Here is a 26,461-nt window from a genome sequence, read left to right on the forward strand (position 1 = left end):
TAGATAAAAATTAGGAGTTGGAGTGTGAATTATCTTCGTTGTTATCGATATGAGTATCAGCGGTATCAGAGGGTTGACTCGTGACCTCTTCATGGGCTTGAATCACCTGACGACGCTCTTGACGATCCTCTAAGATAATACGCTGAGAGGCGTTATCTAAATCCTCAAATTGATTGGATTTTACCGCATAACGCACCGCCCAAATGGCGACGACAAATAGCATCAAACTCAAAGGAATCAACAAAAAGATACTGAGCATCATAAACCTCTAACGGTTAACTCTAAAAAACGTTTGTCAGCGGTTATTATACGCTTAATAAGACTCAATTAGGAGAAAGGCACAGGCGAAAAATCTGTTATCGCTACTCATTGGTTTTTTGTGCTTTGCCTCTTGGGGTTAATAGCTGCTCTGTGCTTACCTCTTTAGCGTCACGGCAGTTATTCTGCGGGCGAATGATATCGCGTAAGTAGGCGGCAATCTCATAGACTGCACGCCTTGAATGGGTCAAGTTTTGCGCCGGCTCCATCCAATCTCGCTTAACCGGCAACGGAGCATTGAGAGCAGTACTTTTAATACCATTTAGAGCAAACTGCCTGCGCGCACGCGGCATGTGATAACGATCAGTGATTAAATAAACATGATGCAAAGGCACACGTTTCGCGGTAAAACGTGCGTTTTCGCAAGTATTCATACTGGCATTTTCGCTAATCAAACCATCGATACCATGCTCAAGTAGCCATTGGCCAAGCCAAGGGGCTTCTGCGCCACTAAGCACGATGGGTAAGGGTAGATCATGATACGCAGCTGCCGCAGTCTGTGCCCGGTTCAGGCTGTAGCTATTGAGAACAATTTGATTATTATTATCATTGGTCAAGCCGCCGCCTAGTACCACATAAGCGGTTGGCGGCGAGCTTATGGCCGACGAGGCCGTATTAGGGAGAGGCAGGCGCGTCAGCACGTAGACCACGGCTTGCGAAAATAGCGGCGTAAATAAGCTAATGAGTACTAAGACAACAGCAGTAGAACCCACTAAAAAGGTGATATTAATAATACGAAACACTTTGACCATACGCTCAGCTGCGCGCAGATAATAACGCCATAAACGTTTTGACAATGGTCGTTTAGTCGGCATGGCCACTTTGTCCAATACTAGCGTTAGTATTGACCCAAATAGGTTCGCGGGTTAAAGCGACCTTGAACTTATCATAGACTTGGCTACCAATAAACTCTTGGGATTTTGCGACATCTATTTGCCTCGCTTGGTAGGGCTGGTGATTGGTTAAGACTAAAGCTTGCCGCTGATGAGTGAGAATAGGCGCAATGCCGCCGCCTTTTAGCCCAGCATGCTCGATCAGCCAACCGGCAGCTACTTTGACCTTTTGCTCTGGCATCGGGTAGCCAACGATATCAGGATATCGGCTTTGCAAATCGTCGAACTGATCTTGATCGATGATCGGGTTTTGAAAGAAGCTGCCGCAATTGGGCAGCTGCTTAGGATCTGGGATTTTTTGCTGACGAATATGGATAATGGCCTGCATCACATCGCTAGGCGCAGGTTGAGACCGGTTATGCTGCTCAGCATAGCGCTGTGCTACCAATTTCACATCACCATAATTAACAGCGACTCGCGCCGGATCGGTATGCAAACGCAGGCTTACTCGGCTGATGAGCCAAGTATTGGGGCTGCGTTTAAACAGGCTGTCACGGTAGTCAAACTGACAGTCGCCAATGGACAAGTCATGCCAAGTTTGCGTAGGCAAATGATAAGCTCGCACTGATTGTAAGTAGTCTTCTAATTGTACCCCGTAAGCGCCGATATTTTGGACCGGAGCGGCGCCGGTTAAGCCTGGTATAAGGGCTAAATTCTCTAAGCCGTACCAGCCTTGAGTGACGGTATAAGTGACTAACTCATGCCAGTTTTCTCCTGCCATCACTTCGATATCGACATATTCTGCGGTCTGTTTGGTGACCTCAATACCGCGCATAAAGGGACGTAGCACAATAGCGTGCAGCTGCGCGGGGAGTAAGACATTACTACCGCCTGACAGAACAAATAAAGGTAGCTGACCGTCATCTCGTTTATTAAATTCCGCCATAAACGCATCTAGCTGAGACTCTTCAGTGATAGTCACCGCTTTGTCCGCTACGCAAGCTAGCGCCATAGTATTAGCATGTGACAAATCGTGTGCTAGATTATGGGAGAAGCTTAAGTCATTCGCACTAACGCTTGAGCGAGGTGGTAAAACTGAGGCCATAAATAGTCCTATGCGACTAATAAAGAATGATCTAAAAGTAAATGCGAAAAATCTTCAGTAAACCAAACAATCAAGGGAGGAGTATTATATAAGCCCCTTAATTCGTCTTCCAGCTCTCAATCCAAGCTTGCGTACTCGATTCAATACGTTCGATAACGTCCTCGAACGCTTCGCTTTCGCCTTGATAAGGATCAGGCACATCATCACCGCCATAAGTAGGATCTTCTTCACTAAACAAAGCCAGTTTTGCTAAGGTCTCTTCAGGCTCATCTATCCCGTCCTTTATCGCCTGCAAGTCCGTTAGATTTTGAGTGTCCATAGCCAAAATTAAGTCAAAATTCCGAAAATCATCGGCAGTCACTTGCCGAGCCACTAATTTACTAATGTTATAGCCGTTGAGTTTGGCATGACGCTGCGCGCGCGTATCAGGAGCGTGACCAATATGCCAATCGCCGGTTCCGGCTGAGTCTATCTTGATATCTAGACCAGCTATAGCAGCCTGTTGACGAAAAATCTCTTCAGCGGTAGGCGAGCGGCAAATATTACCCAAACAAACCAAGAGTACAGACGAGGGGGCAGAGGCTTTAATTGGCATAAAATAACCTTTTTTATCAGCATATTGATTATGCATTGACTCTATAGCGCGCAAGCTCCCCTAAAAAGAGCAGCTGGCGTCTACTTTCAATATAAAACGAATTATGGAATAGTGCTATGACTGAGCAACAATGTGCTTAAGTAAAAACGTAACGATCAATCACACTGTTATAAAATAGCCACTAGCGTAACGATAAATGATGACAAAGGCAAGAAGAGCGAAGAGATAAACGCTAGTAATAATAAGGGCTGTAGTGCTAAAGTATCAGTGGTTACTGACGTTATTAAAAGCTGATTTAGTCTTGTTTGTCTTTAAACCGCTGCAACTCTCGGCGCTGCTTTTTATTAGGCTTATTATCAGGACGCGCTAAATTGGCCAGTTTACGCTGCTCAGCATAATAGGCGCGGCGCTCAGTGCTTTCATCCGTCTCTGAATAGAGCATTTGCGCAGCAGAGGCGTTACCGCGCTGGGCGCTTAGGGCTTCAACGATGACCGTTTTTTCAGTCATTGCTGTCGCGGATCCCTGCCGAATCTGTAGCTCATCACCAACGGCAATCTCTTTGCTGGTTTTGACTCGGCTACCAGCATAATGCACACGCCCGCTCTCAATCGCTTCTTTGGCGAGCGTACGTGTCCGATAAAAGCGCGCCGCCCATAGCCATTTATCAATACGCATACGTACCGCTTCAGGTTGGCTATGGCTAGGCCGGTTATGGTTTTTGTTATGTTTACGCATCAAAACCTCATTAATATCAATAAACTATGATAGTAAATGGTGTTTTTTTTATAAATTAAAAGAGCGCTCGGTCTCTTATAAAAACCGCTATTTTAAAAACAGCTGATAAGCGACATTATCATTGAGCATAGTACAGTCATAGCCGATATCAAGTAGCGCATCTTGCAATTGACGCGAGTTGCTCATCGAGGCTTGTAGGCCAACCAACACGCGACCTTCAGCGGCGCCATGATTGCGATAATGGAACAAGGTGATATTAAAATCATCGCCAAGTTTTTCTAAGAAAGTCAGCAACGCGCCAGGACGCTCGGGAAAGACCACTTTTAGTAGCTGCTCGTTTTCGACATGAGCATGGCCACCAATGAGATGGCGGATGTGTGATTTGGCGATGTCGTCGTCGGTCAAATCGTGAGCGGTATAGCCATCATCTGCCAGTTGTTTGCTGATGGTGTGTCGCTCTTTTTCGCCTTCTTTTAGGGCGATACCGACGAAGATTGAGGCAGGCTCCATCGAGTCTGGTGATTTTTGACTATCGGCGCGGTAGTTAAACTCAGTAATATTACGTCCATGTAGGCTACGGCAGAAGTTTAAAAAAGCGCCAGTCTGCTCAGGAATGGTCACGCCAAAGATGGCTTCTTTTTTCTCGCCGATTTCGGTGCGCTCAGCGATATAACGCAGGCGGTCAAAGTTCATGTTGGCGCCGCAGATGATGCCGACGCAGTTTTTACCTTGCAAATCATGCGCTTTGATATATTTTTTCATACCAGCGACCGACAGAGCACCGGCTGGCTCAACGATACTACGGTTTTCTTCAAAGACATCTTTGACTGCTGCGCAGACTTCATCGTTAGTACAAGTCACGACCTCTGGTTCGACGATAGGCCCGGAGCCATCGCTTTTTTGCGTGCGCACCACATCAAAAGGCAGCTCACCGATTTGCGCCACAGCCACGCCATCGACAAACAGACCGACTTGCTCAAGCTTAACGCGCTCATTGGCTTCAAGAGCAGCTTTAAGCGAGGCGGATTGTTCCGCTTCTACAGCGATGACTTTGACATGCGGCGCAACTTCGCCTAAAAATGCGGCAACCCCTGAGATGAGGCCGCCGCCGCCAACCGCCACAAACACATAATCCATGTTGCGCCACTGCTGGGTGAGCTCAAGCCCTATGGTGCCTTGACCAGCAATCACCAACTCATCATCATAAGGCGGGATAAAGGTCAGGCCCTCAGCCTCGGCGCGGTTGATCGCATAGCGGTTAGCTTCATCAAAGCTGTCGCCGTGCAGATCGACATTACCACCTAAGGCGCGTACAGCCGCAACTTTGATATCGGGTGTGGTGGTAGGCATGACGATGATGTTATTAAGCATAAGCTTGCGTGCAGAATAAGCCACGCCTTGCGCGTGGTTGCCTGCTGAGGCACAAATGACGCCGCGAGCTTTTTGCTCATCGGACAGCTGGCTAATGCGATTATAAGCGCCGCGCAATTTAAAGGATTTGACAGGCTGCAGGTCTTCGCGCTTAAAGCGAATATCATTAGCAAAACGTTGGGTCAGCTTAGGAGCCGCTTCTAGTGGCGTTTGAATAGCAACGTCATAGACGGTGGCTTGCAAGATGGCGCGTACCCAATGTGACAGCATAATAATTCCTAAAAGAGAGTTAAAAAAGCAAATGGAGACAAAAAATTTAAATAGATTAGCCTATGCTGATTTTGCCTATCTTGCAAGACACAATTGCAGTTTTTATAGCAGTTTTACTGCCTTAATGGTTTTTGAGTAAAAAACAGTCTTCTTATAGGACTTAGATTAACACATGAAGTGCAATACCAAATGCAAGGTGAAAAAAAGACCTAGATGCGCTAGCATCAAAGTTTTTATCCACCGACCAAAGTGAGATTGCAACCATGAGCTATACGCATCTAAGCCTAGGGGAACGATACCAGATTTATGCCCTTAAAGGGGCAAAACATAGTATTAATTTCATAGCGAGGGCGTTAAACAGAAGTCCCAGTACCATATCAAGAGAGCTTAGGCGTAATAAAAGCCTACGAGGTTACCGAGCAAAGCATGCTAATAACAAGGCTTGTGACAGACGGGCTAACAACGCCACAACTATTGTGGCTGACCTCTGGGCATGGGTGACAGACAAGCTTAAAGAGAACTGGAGTCCTGAGCAAATATCTGGCGTTCATGCTGGTATCAGTCATATGAGCATTTATCGCTATATTTGGCGTGATAAGAGGCAGGACGGTACATTGTGGCAGTGTCTCAGACGTAAAGGAAAACCATACCGGCAGCGTCTAACCGCTGAGACTCGAGGCCGTATCAATGACAGAGTCTCGATTCATGAGCGCCCTTGTATTGTTGAAGAACGCTCACGTATTGGAGATTGGGAAGCGGATACCGTTATCGGTCAGCATCACAAGCAAGCGATTGTCACGCTCGTTGAACGTAAAACGGGGCTATTGAAGATGAAGCGTGTGGGTCATAAAACAGCACAGCAAGTATCAGAGGCAATGATAGAACTCTTAGCGCCAGTGAGGTTGCAGGTTAAGACCATTACCTCTGACAATGGTAAAGAGTTTGCTCAGCATAAGAAGGTGAAACAAAAGCTCTTTAGCCCTTTCTTCTTTGCCGATGCTTATGCGTCATGGCAGCGAGGAACCAACGAAAATACCAACGGCTTGATCAGAGAGTATCTGCCTAAAGGCTGTGACTTTAGACAAGTCTCTGATGATGAGATGCAGGACATTGAGAACAAACTAAATAACAGACCAAGAAAACGCTTAGGGTTTAAAACGCCTATGCAGGCGTTCTATAATATTAATTAGCGTTGCACTTGGTGTGTTAATCTAAGGGATGATGAATTTAAAAGTATTGAATTATTTTAATATATCTGTATTATTGGACATATGGAAATAACTAACGCTATCGCAAGCTTTGCCGCACTGTCTCAAGACACGCGTCTAAAAGCCTTTAAACTACTGGTCAGTCAGGAGCCTGAAGGCCTACCTGCGGGTGAAATAGCCCGTCAGCTATGTGTGCCGCATAACACCATGTCCGCGCATTTAGCCGTGCTGGCACGAGCCGGGTGGGTGGTGTCAAAACGCCAAAGTCGGCAAATTATCTATCGCGCGTCGTTGTCGCATATGGAGGCGGTCGTGCAGTTTTTATTGCAGGACTGCTGCGCAGGGCATCCAGAGCTGTGTGCTTCGCTCATAGATAGTTTAAGCGGCTGTGAGGCTGCCAAGTCTGATAAAAAAGACAGTCTGTAAAGCATACTCTAATAACTAGATTCAAAAAATAGGTGAAATCGCTATGAAACCCTTAATTTTTCACAATCCTAACTGCGGTACTTCTCGTAATACACTAGCTATCATGAAGGCGTCAGGCGAGCAACCAGAAGTGGTGGAGTATCTAAAAAACCCGCCGAGCCGTGACGAGTTGGTCGAGCTATTGGCAAAGATGAATATCTCGCCAAGAGAGCTATTACGTAGCAAAGAAGCTATCAATGATGAGCTGGGCTTAGACAATCCTGAGCTATCTGATGACCATATTATCGATGCGATGATCGCGCACCCTATCTTAATCAATCGTCCTATCGTGGTCACGGATAAGGGCGCAGCGTTATGCCGACCATCAGAGCGGGTGTTTGCATTGTTAGAAAACCCAGTGAGCAGCTTTACTAAAGAAGACGGCGAGACGATTTATCATGACAACAGCCAATAAAAACCAGCCTCACGCAGAGGGATCGTTAAAGCTAGATGACCTGCCTAATATTGATGCCAGTCAATTACAACCGATTGATATTGAGGCATTGATTGCACCAAATGACCCACGTCATCCACCTAAGATACTCGTCCTATACGGGTCGTTACGTGAGCGCTCATTTTCTAGATTAGCGGCTGAGGAGGCAAGTCGGCTGCTGCGTTGGTATGGCTGCGAGGTGCGGATGTTTAATCCGTCGGGGTTGCCGCTGCCTGATGACGCTGACAGCAATCACCCAAAGGTGCAAGAGCTGCGCGAGCTGGCGCAGTGGTCAGAGGGCATGCTGTGGGTGAGTCCAGAGCGTCACGGCAGCATCACCAGCATTATGAAAGCACAAATTGATTGGATACCGCTTGCACTGGGCGGCGTACGCCCAACTCAAGGCAAAACCTTGGCAGTGATGCAAGTGAGCGGTGGCAGCCAAAGCTTTAATACCGTCAATCAGCTGCGTATTCTTGGGCGCTGGATGCGTATGATTACTATCCCCAATCAATCATCGATTCCAAAGGCTTTTTTAGAGTTTAATGATGACAATCGTATGGATATGTCGCCCTTATATCTGCGCCTTGTGGATGTCTGTGAGGAGCTAGTGAAGTTTACGTGGCTCACTCGTGGACGCTCAGCCTATCTGACTGATCGCTATTCTGAGCGGGTGGAAAGTGCCGAAGCAGTGTCACAACGTGTCAATCAAAAGTCGCTGTAATATCTCCTAGTTATAATCAACACGCTGTAAATAAGGTTGCTCCATGCTCGCATTCATTATCTTTATCGTGACCTTGGTTTTGGTGATATGGCAGCCTAAAGGTTTGGGCATTGGTTGGAGCGCGCTGGGCGGAGCCTTGGTCGCCTTGGCTTTTGGTGTGGTGCAATTGTCCGATGTCGCTGTGGTGTGGGATATCGTTTGGGATGCGACCTTTACCTTTGTGGCGCTTATCATCATCTCGCTTATCTTAGATAGGGCAGGGTTTTTTGGTTGGGCGGCGCTTCATGTGGCCAGACTGGGCAACGGGCAAGGGCGTTTGTTGTTTCCTATGATTGTGATACTAGGCGCGTTTATCTCCGCGTTTTTTGCCAATGATGGCGCAGCATTACTTTTGACACCGATTGTCATCGCTATCTTGCTCCGGCTGAAGTTTTCACCGCCATCGGCATTGGCTTTTATCATAGCGACGGGCTTTATCGCTGATACCGCAAGTTTGCCGTTAGTGACTTCTAATCTGGTCAATATCGTCAGTGCCAATTATTTTGATATCGGCTTTGGGCGTTATGCGGCGGTTATGGTGCCAGTCAATATTGTCTCTGTCATTGCGACATTAGTAGTGCTATGGGTGGTCTATGCGCGCCAAATTCCAAAACACTATTCTATTGCCAATCTGAGCGCACCTGCATCCGCTATCGAAGACCCGCTGGTGTTTAAAGCCGCCTTTCCGCTACTTGCCTTATTATTGGTTGCTTATTTTGCCACCGAGTCATTAGGTGTGCCCATTTCCCTCGTCACGGGAGCGGCGGCCTTGGTATTAATGGCTATTGCAGGCCGCTGGTGGCAAGGCGGGCGAGATGCGGTTGTTTCGGTGTCTGATGTCATACGTAACGCGCCTTGGCAAATCGTCTTGTTTTCTGTGGGTATGTATTTGGTGGTATATGGCTTGGGTAACGCAGGGTTAACGGCTTATGGTGCCCAAATACTCAATTGGCTAGGGCAGCAAGGCAATATCATCGCCACAGTAGGCACGGGATTTCTTTCAGCGATTGTAGCTTCTATCATGAATAATATGCCATCTACCTTGGTAGGTGCACTAGCTATCGATAGCGCGCAAGTACCGGCTGCCACTCGCGAGCTGATGATTTATGCTAATGTCATTGGTAATGATTTGGGGCCGAAGTTTACACCCATTGGCAGTCTTGCGACCTTGTTATGGCTGCATGTCTTAGCAGAAAAGGACTATAAAATCAGCTGGGGGCAGTATATGAAAATCGGCCTGCTTATTACGCCGCCAGTATTATTAGCCACGCTGTTAGCGTTAGTGTTTTGGTTACCTCATGTTTCTGGGTTTTAAAAGGCATTTATATTAGTTATCAATTCCGGGTGGAATACCTCATTATTAGAATTGGTTTTACGCTGACATATATCAAGGTCATCGGTTATAATAGCCGCGCATTTTACCTTTTTTAGCCTTTAATTTTTTCAAGACGGTACGTTTGTTCTGCCAAGGATTTATGATGAGTGATCAGCAAGCACAAAAGCAAGCCGCAGCCAAAGCTGCTCTAAGTTATATCGAAGATGACATGATACTTGGCGTAGGGACGGGCAGTACGGTGAACTGCCTGATTGAGCTATTGCCGCAGGTCAAGCTTGCTGGCGCGGTGGCCAGCTCACAGGTGACAGAAGACAAATTGCGTGCTTTGGGTATCGAGATTGTCGATCTAAACTTTGCCGGCCAGCTTGATGTCTATATCGATGGTGCTGATGAAGTTAATGCGCATCTGCAACTCATCAAAGGCGGCGGCGGCGCGCTGACGCGTGAAAAAATCGTCGCTGCAGCGTCCAATAAATTCGTCTGTATGGTTGATGAGAGCAAACGCGTTGATATACTAGGCCGATCGTTTCCTGTACCGATCGAAGTCTTGCCGCAAGCGCGCTCCTATGTGGCACGTCAGCTAGCACAAATGGGCGGTGAGCCAGTCTTCCGTGAGGACTTTGTCACTGATTATGGCAATGTCATTCTCGACACTTATGACCTAGATGTCAGCAATCCTATAGCGCTTGAAAAAGAGCTAAATAATATCGTGGGTGTGGTCTGTAATGGTATCTTTGCCGCCAATCAAGCCGATGTTTTGCTAAAGGCGAGTAGTAATGGGGTTGAAACGATAACGCGTTAATAGGCGTCATTATTTATCGTTTAGCTTTTAACGCTTGAAGCTAGAACTTAAAACTTAAAACTAAGAAAAGGCAGACTACTATAAGTAATCTGCCTTTTTTGCTATCTGTTTTAAAAATATGTGCTTTTAAACAAATCGATTATCCATCAGTTAAACCGATAGTTTAATCTTATCCTTGAGCAAAAACTCCATCAAGGCCTTTTGCGCATGTAAGCGGTTTTCGGCTTCGTCCCAGACCACGGAGCGCGGATCATCAAGCATGTCGTGAGAGATTTCTTCGCCGCGGTGCGCAGGCAAGCAGTGCATAAAGACAACATCTGGATCAGCTTTATCTAATAGCGATGGTGTCACTTGATAGGGTGCAAAGCGGCGCGCGCGTGTATTTTGCTCAGACTCTTGACCCATACTGGCCCAGACGTCAGTGACGATAAGGTGCGAGTCTTTTGCCGCATCTTGCACATCTTCGACTAAGCTGACGCAATGCGAGAAACGCTCCATCAGCTTAGGATCAGGCTCAAAGCCATAAGGCGCGGCCACGCGTAGCTCAAAGCCGAACTGACTCGCCGCTTGCATAAAGGAGGCGCACATATTATTACCATCGCCGACCCAAGTGACGGTCTTGTTCTCGATACTGCCGCGATGCTCATAGAAGGTTTGCATATCAGCGAGGAGCTGACAGGGGTGAAAGTCGTCCGTCAAAGCGTTGATAATCGGCACACTAGAGTATTTAGCAAAGGTTTCGACTTTTTCGTGACCAAAGGTGCGAATCATTATGATATCGACCATGCTCGAGATGACGCGGGCTGAGTCCTCTAAAGGCTCGCCGCGACCAAGCTGCGTATCATTTGGTGATAAAAAAATCGCACTGCCGCCAAATTGTCCCATACCGGTCTCAAACGAAATACGCGTACGGGTAGAGGACTTCTCAAATATCATGCCAAGCGTCCGGCCCACAAAAGGCTGATAAATCTCACCTGCGTGTTGCATTTTACGCAGCTCGCTGGCTCGTTTGATTAAGGTTTCTAGTTCTTGTTTGCTTAAATCAGATAAAGTCAAAAAATGGCGCAAGCTCATAGCAGTCCTAGCAGTCGATCACGGTCAATTATAATGGTGGGCTATCAGCCGGTGTTGGTAGTTGTGCCTCAGCACACTGACCGCGGAGATAACAAACTTTTAGTATAGCGTAATTACCTTTAATGTAAATGCCCAATTTTTGCAGATTTCGAATAATAGACTAGGCTTAAAGATCAGACAGATTATATGGTTTGCACACGTGCAGGCCTTGCGCTTAAGCGGCAAAGAAGCTCATAACCGATAGTGCCTGCTTGGGCGGCGACGTCATCGACATGTGGCGCATTACCCCAAAGGACCACCTTACTATCTAGTGGTAACGCTTCGGGCAGAGCGCTGACATCGACAACGATCATATCCATCGCTACGCGTCCGCGCACCGGGCAAAGATAGCTTGTATAGCCTTGATCACTTTGATTACTTTTTTCTGAGTCCTCTGTTTTACTTTTAACCAGTACGCAAACGTGCGTCTCGTCATTTACTGCGCGAGGATAGCCATCACCATAACCTATGCTGACGAGTGCCGTTCTAGTGGGCTTATCCGCAATCCAGCGACTGCCATAACCAATAGCCTCACCTGTATTGACCGTAGATAACGCCATAATTTGAGCGCTAAATTCCATCGCCGGTTTTAAATTTAACTCGGACGCTGACTTATCAATGACGGGCGAGCTACCATAGAGCATGATACCGGGGCGTACCCAATCATAGTGGTGTTCAGGGAAGTTCACGAGTCCTGCTGAATTACATAGCGAACCTTGGATATCTTCGCTAACTGTCTTTTTTAATAGCGCTAGCATCTCATCAAAGCGCTGAATCTGTAGCGCATTTAACGGATGTTTGCGATCATCAGCATTGGCAAAATGCGTGGTTAAAATAAGCTGGAAACCGGCTTGATGTAGCTGCTTTGCCGCTTCAATTGTCTGCTGATAATCAAAACCCAAACGATTCATACCGGTATTATATTTAAGCCAAACTATTCGCGTCGCACTATCAGAGCTTGGGATATTCGCCAGCGCCCAATCAAGCTGCGGCTGATGATGAATCACGCAGCTGCAATCATAGTCGATAGCTTGTTGCCATTCATCCGCGCTGAATACCCCTTCGACTAAACCAATGCCTTTATCCCAGCCCAGCTGCCGCGCCTCAAGCGCCTCGGTAAAGCTTGCGACCCCAATACCATCCGCTTGCTGCAAGGCTGGTAATATCATAGCGACGCCGTGACCATAGGCATTGGCCTTGACCATCGCTAGTACCCTTGATTTAGGCGCTAAGCGTTTGGCTTGCATCAAGTTGTGAGTGAGGGCAAGAGGATCGATAGTGACGGTAGCGGTACGCATAATAGATTTCTTTTAGCAAAACTTTGCAGGGTTTTAGGTTAGGGCGTGTTGAACATTCACAAATGCGCACTGCTGATCGCTAAAATAGTTCTAGTCGTCGTTAAAATTGCAGATAATGCTTATTGCATTGGCTAGCTGATTTTATTTAAACAGTCACAACGACTAGGGCGATTTTAGCATCAGCCCTCACGACAACAACAGGGACAGGACTATTTTTTGCCGCTTTATTGATAAAAATAGACGCTTAGAACGACTAAACTTACCATTTTTATCTGCAAATCGCCTAAAAAATAGTCTCTGTCAGTGCCATGGTCGAATGTTCAACACGCCCTATATTCAATCGAAAATAAAATAGATACGATAGTATCATCGTGCTACTGGTACCAGTTTTTCTTTGCTTACTGTGCGCTTTGCACTGCAGAGGCTACGAAAAATCATCCTAGTAGCATCGTATCGGTTGTAAAGTGAATTGATTATATAAGTTTTTAAGTGAGTTCAAAGCCGCGGAACAAGTAAATAGCAAGCATTACTCATCATCAAAAGTCGCGCCTTGATAGTATTCAGGGGTTAAGTTAGTAAAGCGGGTAAATTGTCCCTCAAAAGCTAGGCGTATCGTACCGATAGGGCCGTTACGCTGCTTACCGATGATGACTTCGCCGACGCCTTTATGGTCTGAGTTTTCATTATAGACCTCATCGCGATAGATAAACATAATCAAATCCGCATCCTGCTCAATAGCACCAGATTCACGAAGATCAGACATGATCGGGCGCTTATTAGGGCGATTCTCAAGACTGCGGTTGAGCTGCGAGAGCGCAATAACTGGACATTCAAGCTCACGGGCAAGCGCCTTTAGACTACGTGAGATCTCGGAGATCTCGCCCACACGGTTGCCATCGAGGCTAGGAACTTTCATTAGCTGCAGATAATCGACGATAACCGCGCCAATTTTACCATCATGGTTTTTGGCGATACGGCGGCAGCGTGAGCGCAGCTCGGATGGGGGTAGCGCCGTACTGTCATCGATATATAGATGCTTGGATTGTAGATGCTGTATGGCGTTCATCATCTTCGCCCATTCATCTTCATTCATCTGCCCTGAGCGCAAATGTGTCTGGTTAATCGCGCCCCAAGAAGACAGCAGACGCATAACGATAGACTCAGCGGGCATCTCCATCGAGAAGACCACAACGGGTAACTCCTCATTAAATAAGATACCTTCCGCCAGATTCATCGCAAAAGTCGTTTTACCCATAGAGGGGCGCGCCGCGACAATAACTAGATCACCTGCTTGCAAGCCTTGGGTTTTATTATTCAGCTCAGTAAAAGGCGTTTGTAGGCCTATCATGCCATCAGGGTTGGATTTGAGCTCTTGTATTTGGTCGATGACATTGGTCAGTACCGAGGTGATACCGACAGGGCCGCGCTGTTCGGCGCGTTTATTATGCTGCTCGTTAATACTAAAGATAGTCGCCTCAACGCTGTCTAAAATATCGCTGACCGACTGATCTTTGGGGTTATAAGCGAGGCTGAGCATATCGTTACTAGCAGTAATGAGTTGGCGTAGCGTCGACAGCTCGCGAACCCGCTGGGCGTAAGCGGTCAGGTTAAATAGAGTCGCTGGGCTTTGGCTCAGAATATCCGCTAGATAGCTATCGCCGCCGGCGCTCTTAAGAAGCTTTTGCGCCTCTAACCAATCATGTACCATCACCGTATCATAAGGCTCGTTCACTGCCGCCAAGTGCGCAATAGCCGCGAAAATATGCTGATGACGGCCAGCATAAAAATCGTCCTTGGTAACAATATCGGCAATCTTGTCGTACGCCTCTTCAATACTCATCAAAGAGGCCAGCAAAGCCTTTTCGATATCGATATTGTGCGGGGGCTGCTGATTGAGTAAGTCGTCGGTTTTGTCGTTATCTGCCATGAGCGCCTAATATTAAAGTAAAAACAATACAAAATGATGCAATAACTACTATAGGTTTGAAGCCAATTATTGATAAGTGAGGAGTGCTGAGACTTCTAAAACGCACAATAAAACTCAGCGTATTGATGCTACAATTAACAGCGAAGTTTAACACATTATGCCCTTTTTTTAGCCATAATCGTTAAGTATCTTTATCTTGCTCAGTCGCTACTCACTGTTTCATTGGCTTTTGTGATTTAGGTAAAGACTAAGAGGATGTAATAAAAAAAATAATAAAATCAATGCTATAAATATAAGTGTTATAAATAAAAGGATGGTTTGATATGCAAGATCTATTAGCTAAGCGACCCTTACTCATTACTACCGGAGAGCCTGCTGGCATAGGCATGGATGTCGTATTAATGCTTGCTGATGCTGGTAAACTGCAGGATTTCGATCGGCCCATTTGGGTCACGGCTGACCACGAGGCGATGAGCGCGCGCGCTGATAGATTGCTCAAAGCCGGCACAATAAAAAACGATCCTAAATGGCAAGTGGTCGATTGGCAAATATTAGAAGACGATTTTGATAATAATAAAGATGACAGTGAAAAAACTATAGCGTCAGAAGGCGCGCAAAATAAGCTGAATGATAGCGGCTTTACCTTAATCAATATACCTTGTCATGCTCCGGTAGTGGCAGGTCGTATTGACACCAATAATTCCGCGATGGTCGCGCAGCAACTCGCTCTAGCGCACAAGCTTGCCACTAGCGCACAAATCGCTGCTATCGTCACCGGACCACTGCAAAAGTCTGCGCTAATAGATGCCGATATCAAACTGCCTGATGGCACTATGTTCAGCGGTCATACTGAGTTTTTTATGCAGCAAAGTGGCTGCGACAAAGTGGTAATGATGCTGGCTAATCAAGCCATGAAAGTGGCGCTAGTGACCACTCATCTGGCGCTCAGAGATGTAGCTGATGCTATTACTCCAGATAATGTGCGGCAAACAATACAAATCGTCCTCGATGATATGCACACAAAATTCGGTATGAATAATCCGCGTCTCTTAGTTTGCGGTCTGAATCCCCATGCTGGCGAGGGCGGTCATTTGGGGTTAGAGGAGATCAATATTATTAATCCAGTATTGCAGGAGTTTATCAATGCAAGTGTCGATATCTCTGAGGCGATGCCAGCTGATACGCTGTTTACCACTAGGCATCTAAAAGAGTGTGATGCGGTTATCGCTATGTATCATGATCAAGGTTTGCCAGTACTTAAGTCGCATGGCTTTGGCGATACGGTAAATCTCACCTTAGGACTGCCTTATATTCGCACCTCTGTTGATCATGGCACCGCGCTTGATTTGGCAGGGCGCGGCGGCGCTAACGACAGCAGTCTGTATCAAGCTTTATTGATGGCAAACGAGATGGCCAATGAAGCGTTATAGCTTGAGGGCTGCCACACACTATAAACGCTAGAGCCAATGCAGCTTAATTATGAGCTATGTTATAATTCTGATTACGTTAAGCGCTTAGGCTTATACAGCTTTGTTGCACAAACCCTGTATATCTATTCATTTTATATAAAGAACCTTTATGTCAAAACCTTCGTTCGATGCTAAAACTCTCTCGGCCAGTTTGCGCAGTGCCAAACACCAACCGCGTAAACGCTTTGGTCAAAACTTCTTGCATGATAGCAGCGTTATCCGTCAGATTGTCGATAGCATCCGTCTGGAGCGCGATGATAATTTGATTGAGATTGGTCCTGGTATGGGCGCTTTGACTGAGCCGCTGCTCGCGGAAGTCAATGCTATGAGCGTAGTGGAGCTTGATCGCGACTTAGCAGATAGCTTACGCATTCGCATAGGTGCCAATAGCCATCCTAACTTTACGATTATTAAAGCCAATGCCATGGATGTTGACTATCGCGAGTTGTATAGCGAAGAGAAAGGCAAGCTGCGAGTGGTTGGCAACCTACCTTATAATATCTCTACCCCAATTTTGTTTCATTTGCTTGAGTTTGCTGATGTCATTGAAGATATGCATTTTATGCTGCAAAAAGAAGTCGTTGAACGTATTACCGCAGATGTCGGTAGCAAAACTTATGGCCGTCTGTCGGTGATTATGCAGTATCACTGCGAGACCGACTATCTGCTGACAGTACCGCGCGGTGCGTTTAATCCGCCGCCGAAAGTCACAAGCGCGGTTTTTCGTCTGACGCCTCATACTACCAAGCCTGTAGTCGCTGAAGATGAAGATCATTTCGCTATCGTCGTTCGCGAAACCTTTAACCATCGTCGCAAAACGCTACGTGCTATTTTTAAGCAATCAGCCTTACTGCCCACACTAAACGAAGATGACTTTGCTGCTTGCGCTATAGATCCGCAAGCGCGGCCTGAGACTTTAAGTGTTAGCGACTTTGTCACCCTGAGTAATCGCTCGGGCACTTTAATGGTTACAGAGTAATAAAAACAAAGTAGGGTATTAGCGTTTTTTAGCTCTTTAAGACTTACTTTGAAAAATTAAGCTTTTCGTTTTAGCATTAATAATCAACTCTTGAGGTTTTATGAGTTTTCGTCATCAGTATGTCATAGGCGACCTACAAGGTTGCTATGCAGCCTTTCAGCAATTATTAAAGACTTTAGATTTTGATCCAAAACAAGACAAGTTATGGTTTGCAGGAGACTTAGTAGCACGCGGAGAGGATTCGCTAAACACTTTGCGTCACGTAAAGGTGCTGTGCGAGCAAGGCGCTGCTGCGACCGTGCTAGGTAATCACGATATCAATCTAATCGCGGTATGGCGCGGTGCGGCAAAACTTAAGGAAAAAGATAAAACCGCGCCTATCTTTGCCGCAAAGGACTGCGACGAGTTATTAGAGTGGCTGCGTCATCAGCCGATCTTAACTTATCCCAACGCGCAAACGGTGCTAGTGCACGCGGGTATTCCGCCGCACTGGAGTATTGATGAGGCGGCAGGCTATGCTAGAGAATTAGAAGCGCAGCTGCAAGGCAGTAAAAAGACTCTTGATAAGCTACTACCAAATTTATATAGCAAAAAAGCCGACGTTTGGCATGATGATATTAGTGGCTATACCAGATTACGCGCTATTAGTAATTACTTTACGCGCATGCGTTTATGCCAGCAAGATGGCAGCTTAGAATTTAGTTTTACCGCAAGCTTAGAGGAGGCCATGCCCGATGATTTTATGCCTTGGTTTGAATGGCAGGTGCCACGGACGCGTAAGATATTATTCGGTCATTGGGCAGCACTAAAGGGAGATGTGGACTTACCGCATGCGCGCGCGCTCGATGGTGGCTGCGTTTGGGGTAACTGTCTACTGACCTACCGACTTAGCGATGGCAAGGTAATCACCTCAAGCGCCCATTGTCCTAAGCCTTAGCACAGCGTCTGTATAAGGATAAAAGATAGTCTAATCTCCATTTGTTATCTTAAGACTAGAGCTAAACCGTCCAAACTACCTTAATTAATTGGGTAGTTTGGGAGGCTTTTTAGGTTTCGGCAAGGGCGACTTCGCATTACCAACGGCTTTATCACCAGATTGAGCTGCCGACTTTGATGTTACGGTTTTGGGCCCTGATGTCTCTGATTCTAAGTTTTCAGAATCTAAAGCCTTCGTCATTTGCTTATATTGGATATCATTGGCATAAGGCACGCTATTTAGCTCTTCATCTCTTAGCCCATCATCTAGATCGATAACTTTTTTGGAGTTATTAGCACCAGTGTGCTGCGCTGTATTTTGCGTATTATTTTGTACTGAAGCTCTTGTAACGTCTGCCTGCGTAGCAGAGGCGGGGTTGTTGTAATGAATATCGGTATTTTCTTGCGCGACCGATTGCACCACCTCTGGTGATATTTTGACATCAGATAGACGTCTTATTACATAGTTGCTTGGTAGGGCTTGGTTACCTTTTTGCGCCGAGCTGTCTTCAAATATCATGTGGCCTTGTCTATCGATACGAGCGTAACTCATCGGCTGAGGACGGGGCCAAAAAAAGTCAGAAGGATGGCTTATCACATGACCGAAAACAAGCCGTGTGAGGCGACTCCATTCAAAGAAGCGCACCTCTTTTGAGCGTAAGGCCACAAACAGCGCTAGCGAAAAGCTCACCATCAAATTGACAATACCGATTAAGGCCACTCCCAAAATCGAGATGGCAATTAAGCCCCAGCTCATATCAGCAGCGGGTAAATTAAACAGGCCATGAGCTAGGTTGGCTGAGGCAAAGGCGATGTGGCGAATATCAATAGGTAGACCAAAGATATAGCCTATCGTCGCGGTACTGCCTAAGAATACACCAAATAAAAAGTTGCCCATAATCGCGCCGAGATTGGCTTCTACAAAGCCGCCCAAACGCATGAGCCAAGATTTTGGTAAGATAAACTTTAGCAGCTTATGGCGCTGAATACGCGCGCCTATATGGTTATAAACCGCCAAGTTATCATAGTAGCCAGCGATAAGCCCCGATAAGAACAAATACACCCCAGCAATGGCAGCATGAGGCAGGGCAAGCGAGCGAAAGGGGTCGAGATCATGCAGTAAGCTGGCGGCTTTATCAGGATCGATCATCGGCACACCGCTGTATTGCCACCAAGCAAAAGAAATGAGCAGGGCGACTGGCATGGCGAGCATGATATTACCCATGATAGCGATAAACTGCGTGCGCAAAATATCGACGACCAACTCAGAGAGCTTGGTCAGCTGATGGGATTTTTTGCCAGAGCCATCAGAGATAGTCGATGCGATAGCCGCTGCCGTCATCGCTGGTTGTTTGGTCGCCACTGTACCATGGACGACGTGGATAAAGACAAACCCTAAGCCATATATCATGCTATTGACGAAGGCACGGCCCATAGGGGCAAGGGCTAAGTGATAAGCAGATATCTTCAAAGTCGCCATAAAGGCAATAAAGAAACCACCGATAGAGGCCTTTTTGAACATCTTTTTATAGCCGGCTTTGTCAGTGCTAATATAGTGCTCACCAACGCGGCTGGCATTTTCGGTGATTTTTTTGGAGAGCAGCTTAGTATTATTATCGATCAGATAGCCGATACTATAACGACGACTGGCGGTACTGATGAGTGATTGAATCAGCTCAATAATAGCGCCGTCACGCTTATGGTCTACATCTGAAACCAGCTCTGTTAAGATACGAATACGCTGCAGGCTTTGCTCAAGGCGCATCATCATATTGGTTAAGCGAATAGAGATACCCGTCTTATAGATACGCTTACGAACGGTCGCTACCGCCTCTTCACACTGCTCTAACATAACCAACAACGGGGCAGCATCCACCGCCTTTTCAGGGGTGATATCAGTTAAAGTGTCAAGCTCATGCACTTGACGGTACTGATTGACAAATAGGACCGCTTCTTGATTTTGTGCGACAAAAGAGGCGGAATAGTTCAGTATTTGTGGATAGGACTCCATAAGCTCAGGGTGTAGACCTATACCGCTGACTCGGTAGGAGAGGATAATAATAGCGTTTAGTATGCTGTTTTTGGCAGTAGCGACTAAGTATAAATGCTCCTCTTTAATCTGCAGGAGGGCAACTAGCGTATCCCATTTGTCTTTGTCGATATGAGCAAGCCAGCGCTCATCAGTGCTTTTGTCAAACAGATAGCTGACCAGCTCAACAACAGAGTCCTCTTGCGGCAGCAAAGGTAGAAAACGATGTCCTATCAGTCGTCGTAAACTACTAAAAAACCCCTGATCTGACATGATACCGGTATCGGTATACAAAGTAATTTGACGATATTCGGTAATTAGCTTTAACACAAAGCTGGCAAGCCCATCTCCGTATTCTGGATGTTGTTGCAAGATATCAATAAGTGCCTGTATCTTCTGATTGGCAAGCGCAGGCTTTTTGTCAGTGACTCGCAGCTCATCGATTAAGCGTTTGAGCACCGAAGGTTCTGGCACATCACTTAAAGCAGTAATCTGCTGTAAAATACGTTTTATTTCAGACACATGGCATCCTTAGTTGTTTTTATAGAGCAGGCCGTTTAGCGATAAAGATGAACAAACATTCAGTCAGCTGCTGATCTAGGTAAGCTCACACGATATTTTAATCGTAACCTAGCGTTTAAGGTTGATTATTTTGTTAGTAGTTATTTACGAGGCTCAAAAAGCAAAGTCACATGGACAAAAAACACGGACAAAAAAAGGACAGCTCGAAATGAACTGTCCTTTTTTATGAAATAGCTTTTAATAACTATTAGGCAACTATTATTTGGCAAGTAGCCCTATGAGTTAATAGCAGTCTCAAAATATGCAAGATCAAAGTCCATCATCGGATCACTACCAGTCTCGACCATCTGTACATGAGCATCGATGCGCGGCAAAATACGGCCAACGAAATAATCGGCAAGCTTGGCTTTATTGGTATAAAACTCACCCTCTTTACCGTCAGCAGCTTCGACCATCATCGCAAACATATACGAGTAGCATAGATAACCAAAGGCATGCATGAAGTCTACTGCACAGCCGTTGATCTCATTTTTGCGCTCACCGATATTAGCAAGTACCGTTGTGGTCAAGTTTTCAATCTTGTCAGTCGCTGCTAGTGTCGCTTGCTTCACTTGATGATCCGCTTGCATGTTGTTCACAAAGTCGCGAATCTCGCTTAAGAAGTTATTGATATATTTGCCATTATTACGCGCCACTTTTCGGCCTAATAAATCAAGCGCTTGGATACCGTTAGTGCCTTCATAAATCTGGGCGATACGCGTATCACGAACGATCTGCTCCATACCCCATTCGCGCACGTAACCGTGACCGCCGAAGACTTGCTGACAATCAATCGTGGCTTCAAGCGCTTTATCAGTTAAGAAACCTTTAGCAACAGGCGTCAATAAAGCCACGCGAGCTGCTGCTGCTTTAGCCACTTCGGGATCATCACTGAACTTTTCTTTGTCGAGATTCTGTGCCACATACATGGCAAAGCAGCGTGACGCCTCAGAGTTGGCTTTGGCATTAAGTAACATACGGCGCACGTCCGCATGATGGATAATCGCATCGGCAGGCTTTTCTGGGCTTTGTAATTGAGTATCGCTACGACCTTGACCACGATCATTGGCATAGATAACCGCATTTTGATAAGCCAGCTCAGTACCGCCAAGGCCTTGTAAGCCCATAGTGACACGCTCGTAGTTCATCATCACAAACATTGACGCTAGGCCCGTGTTTTCAGCGCCGACCATCCAGCCTTTAGCATTGTCAAAATTCATCACACAAGTGGCTGAGGCTTTGATGCCCATTTTGTGCTCGATAGAACCGACGGCTAAGGTGTTGCGCTCGCCTAAGCTGCCATCTTCATTGACCAAGAATTTAGGCACGATAAATAAAGAAATACCTTTTGAACCTTCTGGCGCGTTTGGCGTCTTGGCCAATACCAAATGAATGATATTATCAGTGAGGTCATGCTCGCCGCCAGTGATAAAGATTTTAGTACCAGAGATGTCATAACTACCATCATCGTTAGGCACAGCTTTGGTTTTGATAATACCCAAATCAGTACCAGCATGCGGCTCAGTTAAGCACATCGTACCTGACCATTCGCCGGCGTACATTTTCTCAAGATATGTCTCTTTTTGCTCTTCACTAGCCGCCGCGTTCATACATAGGGTTGCGCCAACCGTCAGGTTAGGGTAGAGGGCAAAAGATTGGTTAGTGGTAAAGATCATCTCTTCGGTCAGCATCGTGACCATTTTAGGAAAGCCTTGACCACCGTACTCAGGATCACCGCTCAAGCCCACCCAACCAGATTCAGCGTACTGCTTATAAGCTTCTTTGAAGCCAGTAGGAGTTGTGACTACGCCATCACCTTCAAAGGTTGCGCCTTCTTCATCACCGCTGCGGTTGATTGGTAATAAAACATTTTTTGATAACCTTGCCATCTCTTCTAAGATCATATCGACAGTATCCATGTCAACATGAGCAAGCTTATCAGTACTTTGCCAAAATTCATGGGCACGAAAGACATCGTTTAAGATAAAGCGCATGTCATTAAGGGGGGCATTATAAACAGCCATAAAAAATCCTTTCATTCAAATGTAGTAAAAAAATGGGCAAGTATCAGTGACGAAACTGGCCTAGAGTCCAGCTAAAATCAGATGATGATAAATGTGACAAGCTAGGTCAGCATATCGATTATCAAACAGACTAAGAGCATTGCAATCATTAAAGTTTAGCAAATTAGCGCATTATCATGTGTGTTTGTTCGTGAATACTGGGTGCACCAAAAGTTTTATAATAGACTTGTAGTTCTTAAGTAACACTTAAACCATAAAATTATAATTAAATATAATCTAATTAAAACATCTTATGTTAAAGTTTTGCAAAAACAAACAAAAACAGCGACATACCTAAGTATATCGCTGCTCTGTAAAGTAAGCAAAAGCTTGCTTCAACTCAATATTTTATGACAGTAGCTCAAAAGTACGGTCAGCTTAAAAAGAAAACTGTTCTGCATCCATACTCATAAACGGCTCAGCACCAGTACTGATACGTTGAGCATAAGTGCTGGTACGTGGTAGCAGCTTCGTGTAGAAGAACTGAGCGGTCTTGACCTTAGCATCATAAAACGCTTTTTCACTATTACCGTTGGCAATTTCAGTTTGGGCCACTAAGGCCATACGAGCCCATAAATAAGCTTGAGTGACATAACCACTAAAGTACATGTAATCAACCGCAGCGCCGCCTACTGCTTGTGGGTCTTGTGCTGCTTGCTCACCAATCTCTTTGGTCAGCTCGCCCCATTGCTTCACATGCTGCATCAGCGGACGGATAAACTGAGTCATGTCGCTATTGTCTTTATTTTCTTCACAAAAATCAGTAATAACTTTAGTGAAGTTGGCTAGCAATTTACCTTGTGAGCCTAAGACCTTACGACCAATCAAATCAAGCGACTGAATCTGCGTAGTACCTTCATAGATACAAGAGATAGTACTATCACGGACGTTTTGCTCTAAGCCGTATTCCGTACAAAAGCCACTACCGCCCATAACTTGTACGCCATGACCTGCCGCCTCTAAGCCAGTTTCGGTTAAGAAAGCTTTACCGATTGGTGTGAGCAGAGACAACATTTGATTGGCATATTCTTGGTCTTCGCCTTTACCTTTGGCGACGATATCAGCAAACTGAGACATATAGCCGATTAGCGCACGGCCACCTTCAGCGAACGCTTTGGTGGTCAATAACATATCACGAACTGCAGGATGGACAATGATAGGGTCAGCTGGCTTTTCTGGTGCTTTTGCGCCATCGAGTGAGCGGAAGGCTAAGCGATCTGTTGCAAAAGCTAAGCCACCTTGGAAAGCAAACTGAGCCGCAGTGACGCCTTGAATAGCGGTACCGATACGCGCCACGTTCATGAAGGTAAACATAGCGTTTAGGCCGCGATTTTCTTCGCCAATGAGCCAACCCGTTGCGCCATCATAGTTCATTACACAGGTCGCTGAAGCTTTGATACCCATTTTGTGCTCGATAGAGCCGCAAGAGACGGCGTTGCGTTCGCCTAAGCTTTGATCGTCATTGACCATGAACTTGGAGACTACAAACAATGACAAACCTTTAGTGCCTTCTGGAGCATTAGGTAGGCGGGCGAGCACGATATGGACGATATTCTCAGACATATCGTGCTCGCCAGCTGAGATCCAGATTTTGCTACCTTTGATGTTGTAGCTGCCATCATCGTTCGGCTCAGCTTTGGTACGCACTAGGTTTAGATCAGAACCACACTGCGGCTCTGTCAAACACATGACTCCTGTCCATTCGCCAGAGACTAATTTTGGTAGATATTTGTTTTTTTGCTCATCAGTACCATGATGTTCAAGAGTAGCGACGCAGCCCTCAGAGAGACCAGGATACATACCAAATGACCAGTTCGCAGTACCTATGAACTCAGAAATAGCTGAGTTAAGCGACATTGGCATATTCTGCCCACCAAACTCTTCTTCAGCTGTCAAAGAGGTAAAGCCAAGCTCACAGTACTGCTTATAAGCTTCTTTAAAGCCTTTGGGAGTAGTCACTACACCATTTTCAAAATGGCACCCTTCGGCGTCACCGCTTTGGTTCAAGGGCGATAGCTCATTTTCGGCGAAGCTAGCTGCGGTTTCTAGGTAGCTATCCACAATATCCGCTTCGATATGAGAATAATCAGCCATAGTTTGATAATGGGCGGTGCTATCTAGAAGCTCATGCATGACAAACTTCATATCACGAATAGGGGCTTTATATTGCATGGTGTCCTGTCCTTTTTTTGGGTATAACTAATGGCGGCTTATTGCCGTTACAGTTATTTAGTTGTTATATTTTGGTCATTGAAATCTATGGATTGAAAGCTGTTTAGCAGACGATATAGGCAGCCAATTATCAACTAAAAAGGCTTATGGCAGCTATCTAAAATTGCCATGATAACCATCAAAGAGGGATAACTATAATGATAACCATAGAGGTCTGAAAAATAGGCCGGTGACAGTATCACTCAACCTTCAACGCTTACCCCTAAAAGATAGGCTTTCAAAAGCAATTATACAAGTTTTGAGCTAATACTGATAAGTCATCAACCTGCCTTGCAACCTTTACGGGATAAGCATTAGCGTCAATTATTTATTCAAATATTGTAGCTTGAGCTAGTGATTTGAGCTCTCAAGCAGTTGAGTGGCAGCTTGTGCATCAACCGGACGGCCGAGCCAATATCCTTGTCCATATAAGCAGCCCATCTTACGCAGCTGCTCATAGTGTTGCTTCGTTTCTATGCCCTCAGCGACAGCTTGCATATCCAAAGCAAGCGCTAAGTCTAATATCGCTTGCACAATAGCTTGCTGAGTTGGGTTTGAGTCAAGCTCAGAGACAAAGCTTTTATCAATCTTGATGAAGTCAAAAGGGTACTGTTGTAAATAACTCAAAGAGGCGTAGCCGGTACCAAAGTCATCTAGCGCAAGACAAACCTTGAGTGCTTTGAGCTCGGTGAGGCGCTGCTTTATATTATCATTGCTAGGCAGCAGCGATGATTCAGTCATCTCTATATGCAGACGATACGGATCGATATGATAACGAGCTAATAACTGGCTAATGATTTTGTTAAAGTCAGGATGACTAAATTCGGTAGCATCAGCATTGATGCAAATATGCTGGGTACATTGCATGCCTTGCCATTGAACTAACAGCTGCGCGGCTTGCTCTGATAACTGAGAAAATAGCGCAAAGGAGAGACCATAACTGATGATATCAGCGATAAAGTCTTTGGGTTTTAAAACCCCGCGAGTTGGATGTTGCCAGCGAACTAAAGCCTCAAACCCCACAATAGATTTGGTCGCTAGATTGAATTTTGGCTGATAGTATGCGACGAATTGATTATCAGCAATAGCTTGGGCAAGTAGCTGCTTTTGATCGGGTAGACTTGCTGAGGGTTTGTTATTGGTATAAAGATTATCTGTCTTATCTTCACCTAGCAAGTACTCTGATCGCGGCTCTTTGACTTGGTTGCAGGTAGGGTCTTGTAGCGTACCAATATAAAAAACCTTATTGTCGATGGTAGACTGTTGAAAGACGATAAGGTAATCTAAAACTTGATGGTCTTTATTGGGTAAGGTAAAGGTTTTTTTGTAGCTATTATGATGTGCTAGATGGCTAGCCAAGTCTTTTAAAATTTCAGGCTTATGTTTTGTGAGGCACTGAGTGATAAAAGTGCCAAAAGGATAGCCAATAAGCAGATTTTCACGGTAGCCGGTGAGTCTCTCATAGGCACTATTCATCGATACATAGCGCTTGTCCGCGTCCAAAATAAAGACAGCTTGATCTTGCTGCTGATAATAGTTAGTGAGCAGATGTTGTTTGGACATGACTGAGAGAGGCTCAAAAGGCGTCATGGCGAATGTCG

22 protein-coding genes are annotated in these 26,461 nt (G+C 45.7%); 9 read left to right on the forward strand and 13 right to left on the reverse strand.

Going from position 1 to position 26,461, the window contains the following annotated elements; all coding sequences use genetic code 11:
* Positions 1 to 10: 10 nt before the first annotated feature.
* The 6 genes from ccoS to ilvA all read right to left on the reverse strand — a co-directional run bounded on the left by ccoS (position 11) and on the right by ilvA (position 5,228).
* A complete protein-coding gene (ccoS, locus tag JMY03_RS06920) occupies positions 11 to 259 on the reverse strand; it encodes a cbb3-type cytochrome oxidase assembly protein CcoS (RefSeq protein ID WP_025646591.1) in 249 nt (82 codons plus the stop codon).
* Positions 260 to 362: 103 nt separating this feature from the next.
* Complete coding sequence (locus tag JMY03_RS06925) at positions 363 to 1,133, reverse strand: YdcF family protein (RefSeq protein WP_025646592.1); 771 nt, start codon at positions 1,131 to 1,133, stop codon at positions 363 to 365.
* A complete protein-coding gene (gene murB / locus JMY03_RS06930) occupies positions 1,123 to 2,256 on the reverse strand; it encodes a UDP-N-acetylmuramate dehydrogenase (protein ID WP_201602403.1) in 1,134 nt (377 codons plus the stop codon). Before murB ends, JMY03_RS06925 begins: the two co-directional genes overlap by 11 nt.
* A 97-nt stretch (positions 2,257 to 2,353) precedes the next feature.
* Entirely contained in the window at positions 2,354 to 2,851 is a 498-nt protein-coding gene (locus JMY03_RS06935) for a low molecular weight protein-tyrosine-phosphatase (RefSeq protein WP_201602405.1), read from the reverse strand.
* A gap of 295 nt (positions 2,852 to 3,146) precedes the next feature.
* Complete coding sequence (locus JMY03_RS06940) at positions 3,147 to 3,587, reverse strand: RNA-binding S4 domain-containing protein (RefSeq protein ID WP_025646595.1); 441 nt, start codon at positions 3,585 to 3,587, stop codon at positions 3,147 to 3,149.
* 87 nt (positions 3,588 to 3,674) lie between these two features.
* Positions 3,675 to 5,228 carry a threonine ammonia-lyase, biosynthetic gene (gene ilvA, locus JMY03_RS06945; RefSeq protein WP_201602407.1) on the reverse strand — a complete coding sequence of 518 codons (1,554 nt, stop codon included), beginning with the start codon at positions 5,226 to 5,228 and terminating at the stop codon, positions 3,675 to 3,677.
* A 263-nt stretch (positions 5,229 to 5,491) separates the two neighbouring features.
* Here ilvA and JMY03_RS06950 point away from each other — a divergent pair, with 263 nt between their 5' ends.
* The 6 genes from JMY03_RS06950 to rpiA all read left to right on the forward strand — a co-directional run bounded on the left by JMY03_RS06950 (position 5,492) and on the right by rpiA (position 10,235).
* On the forward strand, positions 5,492 to 6,418 hold the full coding sequence (locus JMY03_RS06950) for an IS30 family transposase (RefSeq protein WP_201599989.1): 927 nt from the start codon (positions 5,492 to 5,494) through the stop codon (positions 6,416 to 6,418).
* 81 nt (positions 6,419 to 6,499) lie between these two features.
* Positions 6,500 to 6,862 (forward strand): ArsR/SmtB family transcription factor, encoded by a 363-nt coding sequence (locus JMY03_RS06955; RefSeq protein WP_201602410.1) that lies wholly within the window; start codon positions 6,500 to 6,502, stop codon positions 6,860 to 6,862.
* A gap of 43 nt (positions 6,863 to 6,905) precedes the next feature.
* A complete protein-coding gene (gene arsC / locus JMY03_RS06960) occupies positions 6,906 to 7,316 on the forward strand; it encodes an arsenate reductase (glutaredoxin) (RefSeq protein WP_201602413.1) in 411 nt (136 codons plus the stop codon).
* On the forward strand, positions 7,300 to 8,058 hold the full coding sequence (arsH, locus tag JMY03_RS06965; protein WP_201602416.1) for an arsenical resistance protein ArsH: 759 nt from the start codon (positions 7,300 to 7,302) through the stop codon (positions 8,056 to 8,058). Before arsC ends, arsH begins: the two co-directional genes overlap by 17 nt.
* A 43-nt stretch (positions 8,059 to 8,101) precedes the next feature.
* Positions 8,102 to 9,412 carry an arsenic transporter gene (locus tag JMY03_RS06970; RefSeq protein WP_201602418.1) on the forward strand — a complete coding sequence of 437 codons (1,311 nt, stop codon included), beginning with the start codon at positions 8,102 to 8,104 and terminating at the stop codon, positions 9,410 to 9,412.
* 163 nt (positions 9,413 to 9,575) lie between these two features.
* Positions 9,576 to 10,235, forward strand: a complete 660-nt coding sequence (rpiA, locus tag JMY03_RS06975) for a ribose-5-phosphate isomerase RpiA (RefSeq protein ID WP_201602420.1) — start codon at positions 9,576 to 9,578, stop codon at positions 10,233 to 10,235.
* A gap of 150 nt (positions 10,236 to 10,385) precedes the next feature.
* Here the strand turns inward: rpiA and argF are convergent, their stop codons facing one another.
* The 3 genes from argF to dnaB all read right to left on the reverse strand — a co-directional run bounded on the left by argF (position 10,386) and on the right by dnaB (position 14,573).
* Positions 10,386 to 11,309 (reverse strand): ornithine carbamoyltransferase, encoded by a 924-nt coding sequence (gene argF / locus JMY03_RS06980; protein ID WP_025646602.1) that lies wholly within the window; start codon positions 11,307 to 11,309, stop codon positions 10,386 to 10,388.
* Between the two features lie 182 nt (positions 11,310 to 11,491).
* Complete coding sequence (alr, locus tag JMY03_RS06985; protein ID WP_201602422.1) at positions 11,492 to 12,646, reverse strand: alanine racemase; 1,155 nt, start codon at positions 12,644 to 12,646, stop codon at positions 11,492 to 11,494.
* Between the two features lie 526 nt (positions 12,647 to 13,172).
* Positions 13,173 to 14,573, reverse strand: coding sequence for a replicative DNA helicase (gene dnaB, locus JMY03_RS06990; protein WP_201558253.1), 1,401 nt, complete (start codon positions 14,571 to 14,573; stop codon positions 13,173 to 13,175).
* Between the two features lie 323 nt (positions 14,574 to 14,896).
* Here dnaB and pdxA point away from each other — a divergent pair, with 323 nt between their 5' ends.
* The 3 genes from pdxA to JMY03_RS07005 all read left to right on the forward strand — a co-directional run bounded on the left by pdxA (position 14,897) and on the right by JMY03_RS07005 (position 17,958).
* Positions 14,897 to 16,003 (forward strand): 4-hydroxythreonine-4-phosphate dehydrogenase PdxA, encoded by a 1,107-nt coding sequence (pdxA, locus tag JMY03_RS06995; RefSeq protein ID WP_201602424.1) that lies wholly within the window; start codon positions 14,897 to 14,899, stop codon positions 16,001 to 16,003.
* Positions 16,004 to 16,151: 148 nt separating this feature from the next.
* A complete protein-coding gene (gene rsmA / locus JMY03_RS07000) occupies positions 16,152 to 17,021 on the forward strand; it encodes a 16S rRNA (adenine(1518)-N(6)/adenine(1519)-N(6))-dimethyltransferase RsmA (protein WP_201602426.1) in 870 nt (289 codons plus the stop codon).
* Positions 17,022 to 17,121: 100 nt separating this feature from the next.
* Positions 17,122 to 17,958 carry a symmetrical bis(5'-nucleosyl)-tetraphosphatase gene (locus JMY03_RS07005; RefSeq protein WP_201602428.1) on the forward strand — a complete coding sequence of 279 codons (837 nt, stop codon included), beginning with the start codon at positions 17,122 to 17,124 and terminating at the stop codon, positions 17,956 to 17,958.
* Between the two features lie 84 nt (positions 17,959 to 18,042).
* Here JMY03_RS07005 and JMY03_RS07010 read toward each other — a convergent pair whose 3' ends face one another.
* The 4 genes from JMY03_RS07010 to JMY03_RS07025 all read right to left on the reverse strand — a co-directional run bounded on the left by JMY03_RS07010 (position 18,043) and on the right by JMY03_RS07025 (position 26,450).
* Positions 18,043 to 20,547 (reverse strand): site-specific recombinase, encoded by a 2,505-nt coding sequence (locus tag JMY03_RS07010; RefSeq protein WP_201602431.1) that lies wholly within the window; start codon positions 20,545 to 20,547, stop codon positions 18,043 to 18,045.
* A 275-nt stretch (positions 20,548 to 20,822) separates the two neighbouring features.
* Positions 20,823 to 22,610, reverse strand: a complete 1,788-nt coding sequence (locus tag JMY03_RS07015) for an acyl-CoA dehydrogenase C-terminal domain-containing protein (RefSeq protein ID WP_201602434.1) — start codon at positions 22,608 to 22,610, stop codon at positions 20,823 to 20,825.
* Positions 22,611 to 23,027: 417 nt separating this feature from the next.
* Positions 23,028 to 24,821 carry an acyl-CoA dehydrogenase C-terminal domain-containing protein gene (locus JMY03_RS07020; protein WP_201602437.1) on the reverse strand — a complete coding sequence of 598 codons (1,794 nt, stop codon included), beginning with the start codon at positions 24,819 to 24,821 and terminating at the stop codon, positions 23,028 to 23,030.
* Positions 24,822 to 25,211: 390 nt separating this feature from the next.
* Positions 25,212 to 26,450, reverse strand: coding sequence for an EAL domain-containing protein (locus JMY03_RS07025; protein WP_201602440.1), 1,239 nt, complete (start codon positions 26,448 to 26,450; stop codon positions 25,212 to 25,214).
* Between the last annotated feature and the right edge of the window lie 11 nt (positions 26,451 to 26,461).

Origin of the sequence: Psychrobacter submarinus (genome assembly GCF_904846685.1) — a bacterium.
In the GTDB taxonomy this organism is placed as follows: domain Bacteria; phylum Pseudomonadota; class Gammaproteobacteria; order Pseudomonadales; family Moraxellaceae; genus Psychrobacter; species Psychrobacter submarinus.

Bases quoted from the DNA above. Each gene is read 5' to 3' on its own strand.
- rpiA (WP_201602420.1), top strand. From the start codon at position 9,576: ATGAGTGATCAGCAAGCACAAAAGCAAGCCGCAGCCAAAGCTGCTCTA.
- JMY03_RS07015 (WP_201602434.1), bottom strand. From the start codon at position 22,610: ATGGCTGTTTATAATGCCCCCCTTAATGACATGCGCTTTATCTTAAAC.
- argF (WP_025646602.1), bottom strand. From the start codon at position 11,309: ATGAGCTTGCGCCATTTTTTGACTTTATCTGATTTAAGCAAACAAGAA.
- JMY03_RS06950 (WP_201599989.1), top strand. From the start codon at position 5,492: ATGAGCTATACGCATCTAAGCCTAGGGGAACGATACCAGATTTATGCC.
- JMY03_RS06940 (WP_025646595.1), bottom strand. From the start codon at position 3,587: ATGCGTAAACATAACAAAAACCATAACCGGCCTAGCCATAGCCAACCT.
- ilvA (WP_201602407.1), bottom strand. From the start codon at position 5,228: ATGCTGTCACATTGGGTACGCGCCATCTTGCAAGCCACCGTCTATGAC.
- arsC (WP_201602413.1), top strand. From the start codon at position 6,906: ATGAAACCCTTAATTTTTCACAATCCTAACTGCGGTACTTCTCGTAAT.
- JMY03_RS06955 (WP_201602410.1), top strand. From the start codon at position 6,500: ATGGAAATAACTAACGCTATCGCAAGCTTTGCCGCACTGTCTCAAGAC.
- JMY03_RS06935 (WP_201602405.1), bottom strand. From the start codon at position 2,851: ATGCCAATTAAAGCCTCTGCCCCCTCGTCTGTACTCTTGGTTTGTTTG.
- JMY03_RS07020 (WP_201602437.1), bottom strand. From the start codon at position 24,821: ATGCAATATAAAGCCCCTATTCGTGATATGAAGTTTGTCATGCATGAG.
- JMY03_RS06925 (WP_025646592.1), bottom strand. From the start codon at position 1,133: ATGCCGACTAAACGACCATTGTCAAAACGTTTATGGCGTTATTATCTG.
- murB (WP_201602403.1), bottom strand. From the start codon at position 2,256: ATGGCCTCAGTTTTACCACCTCGCTCAAGCGTTAGTGCGAATGACTTA.
- pdxA (WP_201602424.1), top strand. From the start codon at position 14,897: ATGCAAGATCTATTAGCTAAGCGACCCTTACTCATTACTACCGGAGAG.
- rsmA (WP_201602426.1), top strand. From the start codon at position 16,152: ATGTCAAAACCTTCGTTCGATGCTAAAACTCTCTCGGCCAGTTTGCGC.
- JMY03_RS07005 (WP_201602428.1), top strand. From the start codon at position 17,122: ATGAGTTTTCGTCATCAGTATGTCATAGGCGACCTACAAGGTTGCTAT.
- ccoS (WP_025646591.1), bottom strand. From the start codon at position 259: ATGCTCAGTATCTTTTTGTTGATTCCTTTGAGTTTGATGCTATTTGTC.
- dnaB (WP_201558253.1), bottom strand. From the start codon at position 14,573: ATGGCAGATAACGACAAAACCGACGACTTACTCAATCAGCAGCCCCCG.
- arsH (WP_201602416.1), top strand. From the start codon at position 7,300: ATGACAACAGCCAATAAAAACCAGCCTCACGCAGAGGGATCGTTAAAG.
- JMY03_RS06970 (WP_201602418.1), top strand. From the start codon at position 8,102: ATGCTCGCATTCATTATCTTTATCGTGACCTTGGTTTTGGTGATATGG.
- alr (WP_201602422.1), bottom strand. From the start codon at position 12,646: ATGCGTACCGCTACCGTCACTATCGATCCTCTTGCCCTCACTCACAAC.
- JMY03_RS07025 (WP_201602440.1), bottom strand. From the start codon at position 26,450: ATGACGCCTTTTGAGCCTCTCTCAGTCATGTCCAAACAACATCTGCTC.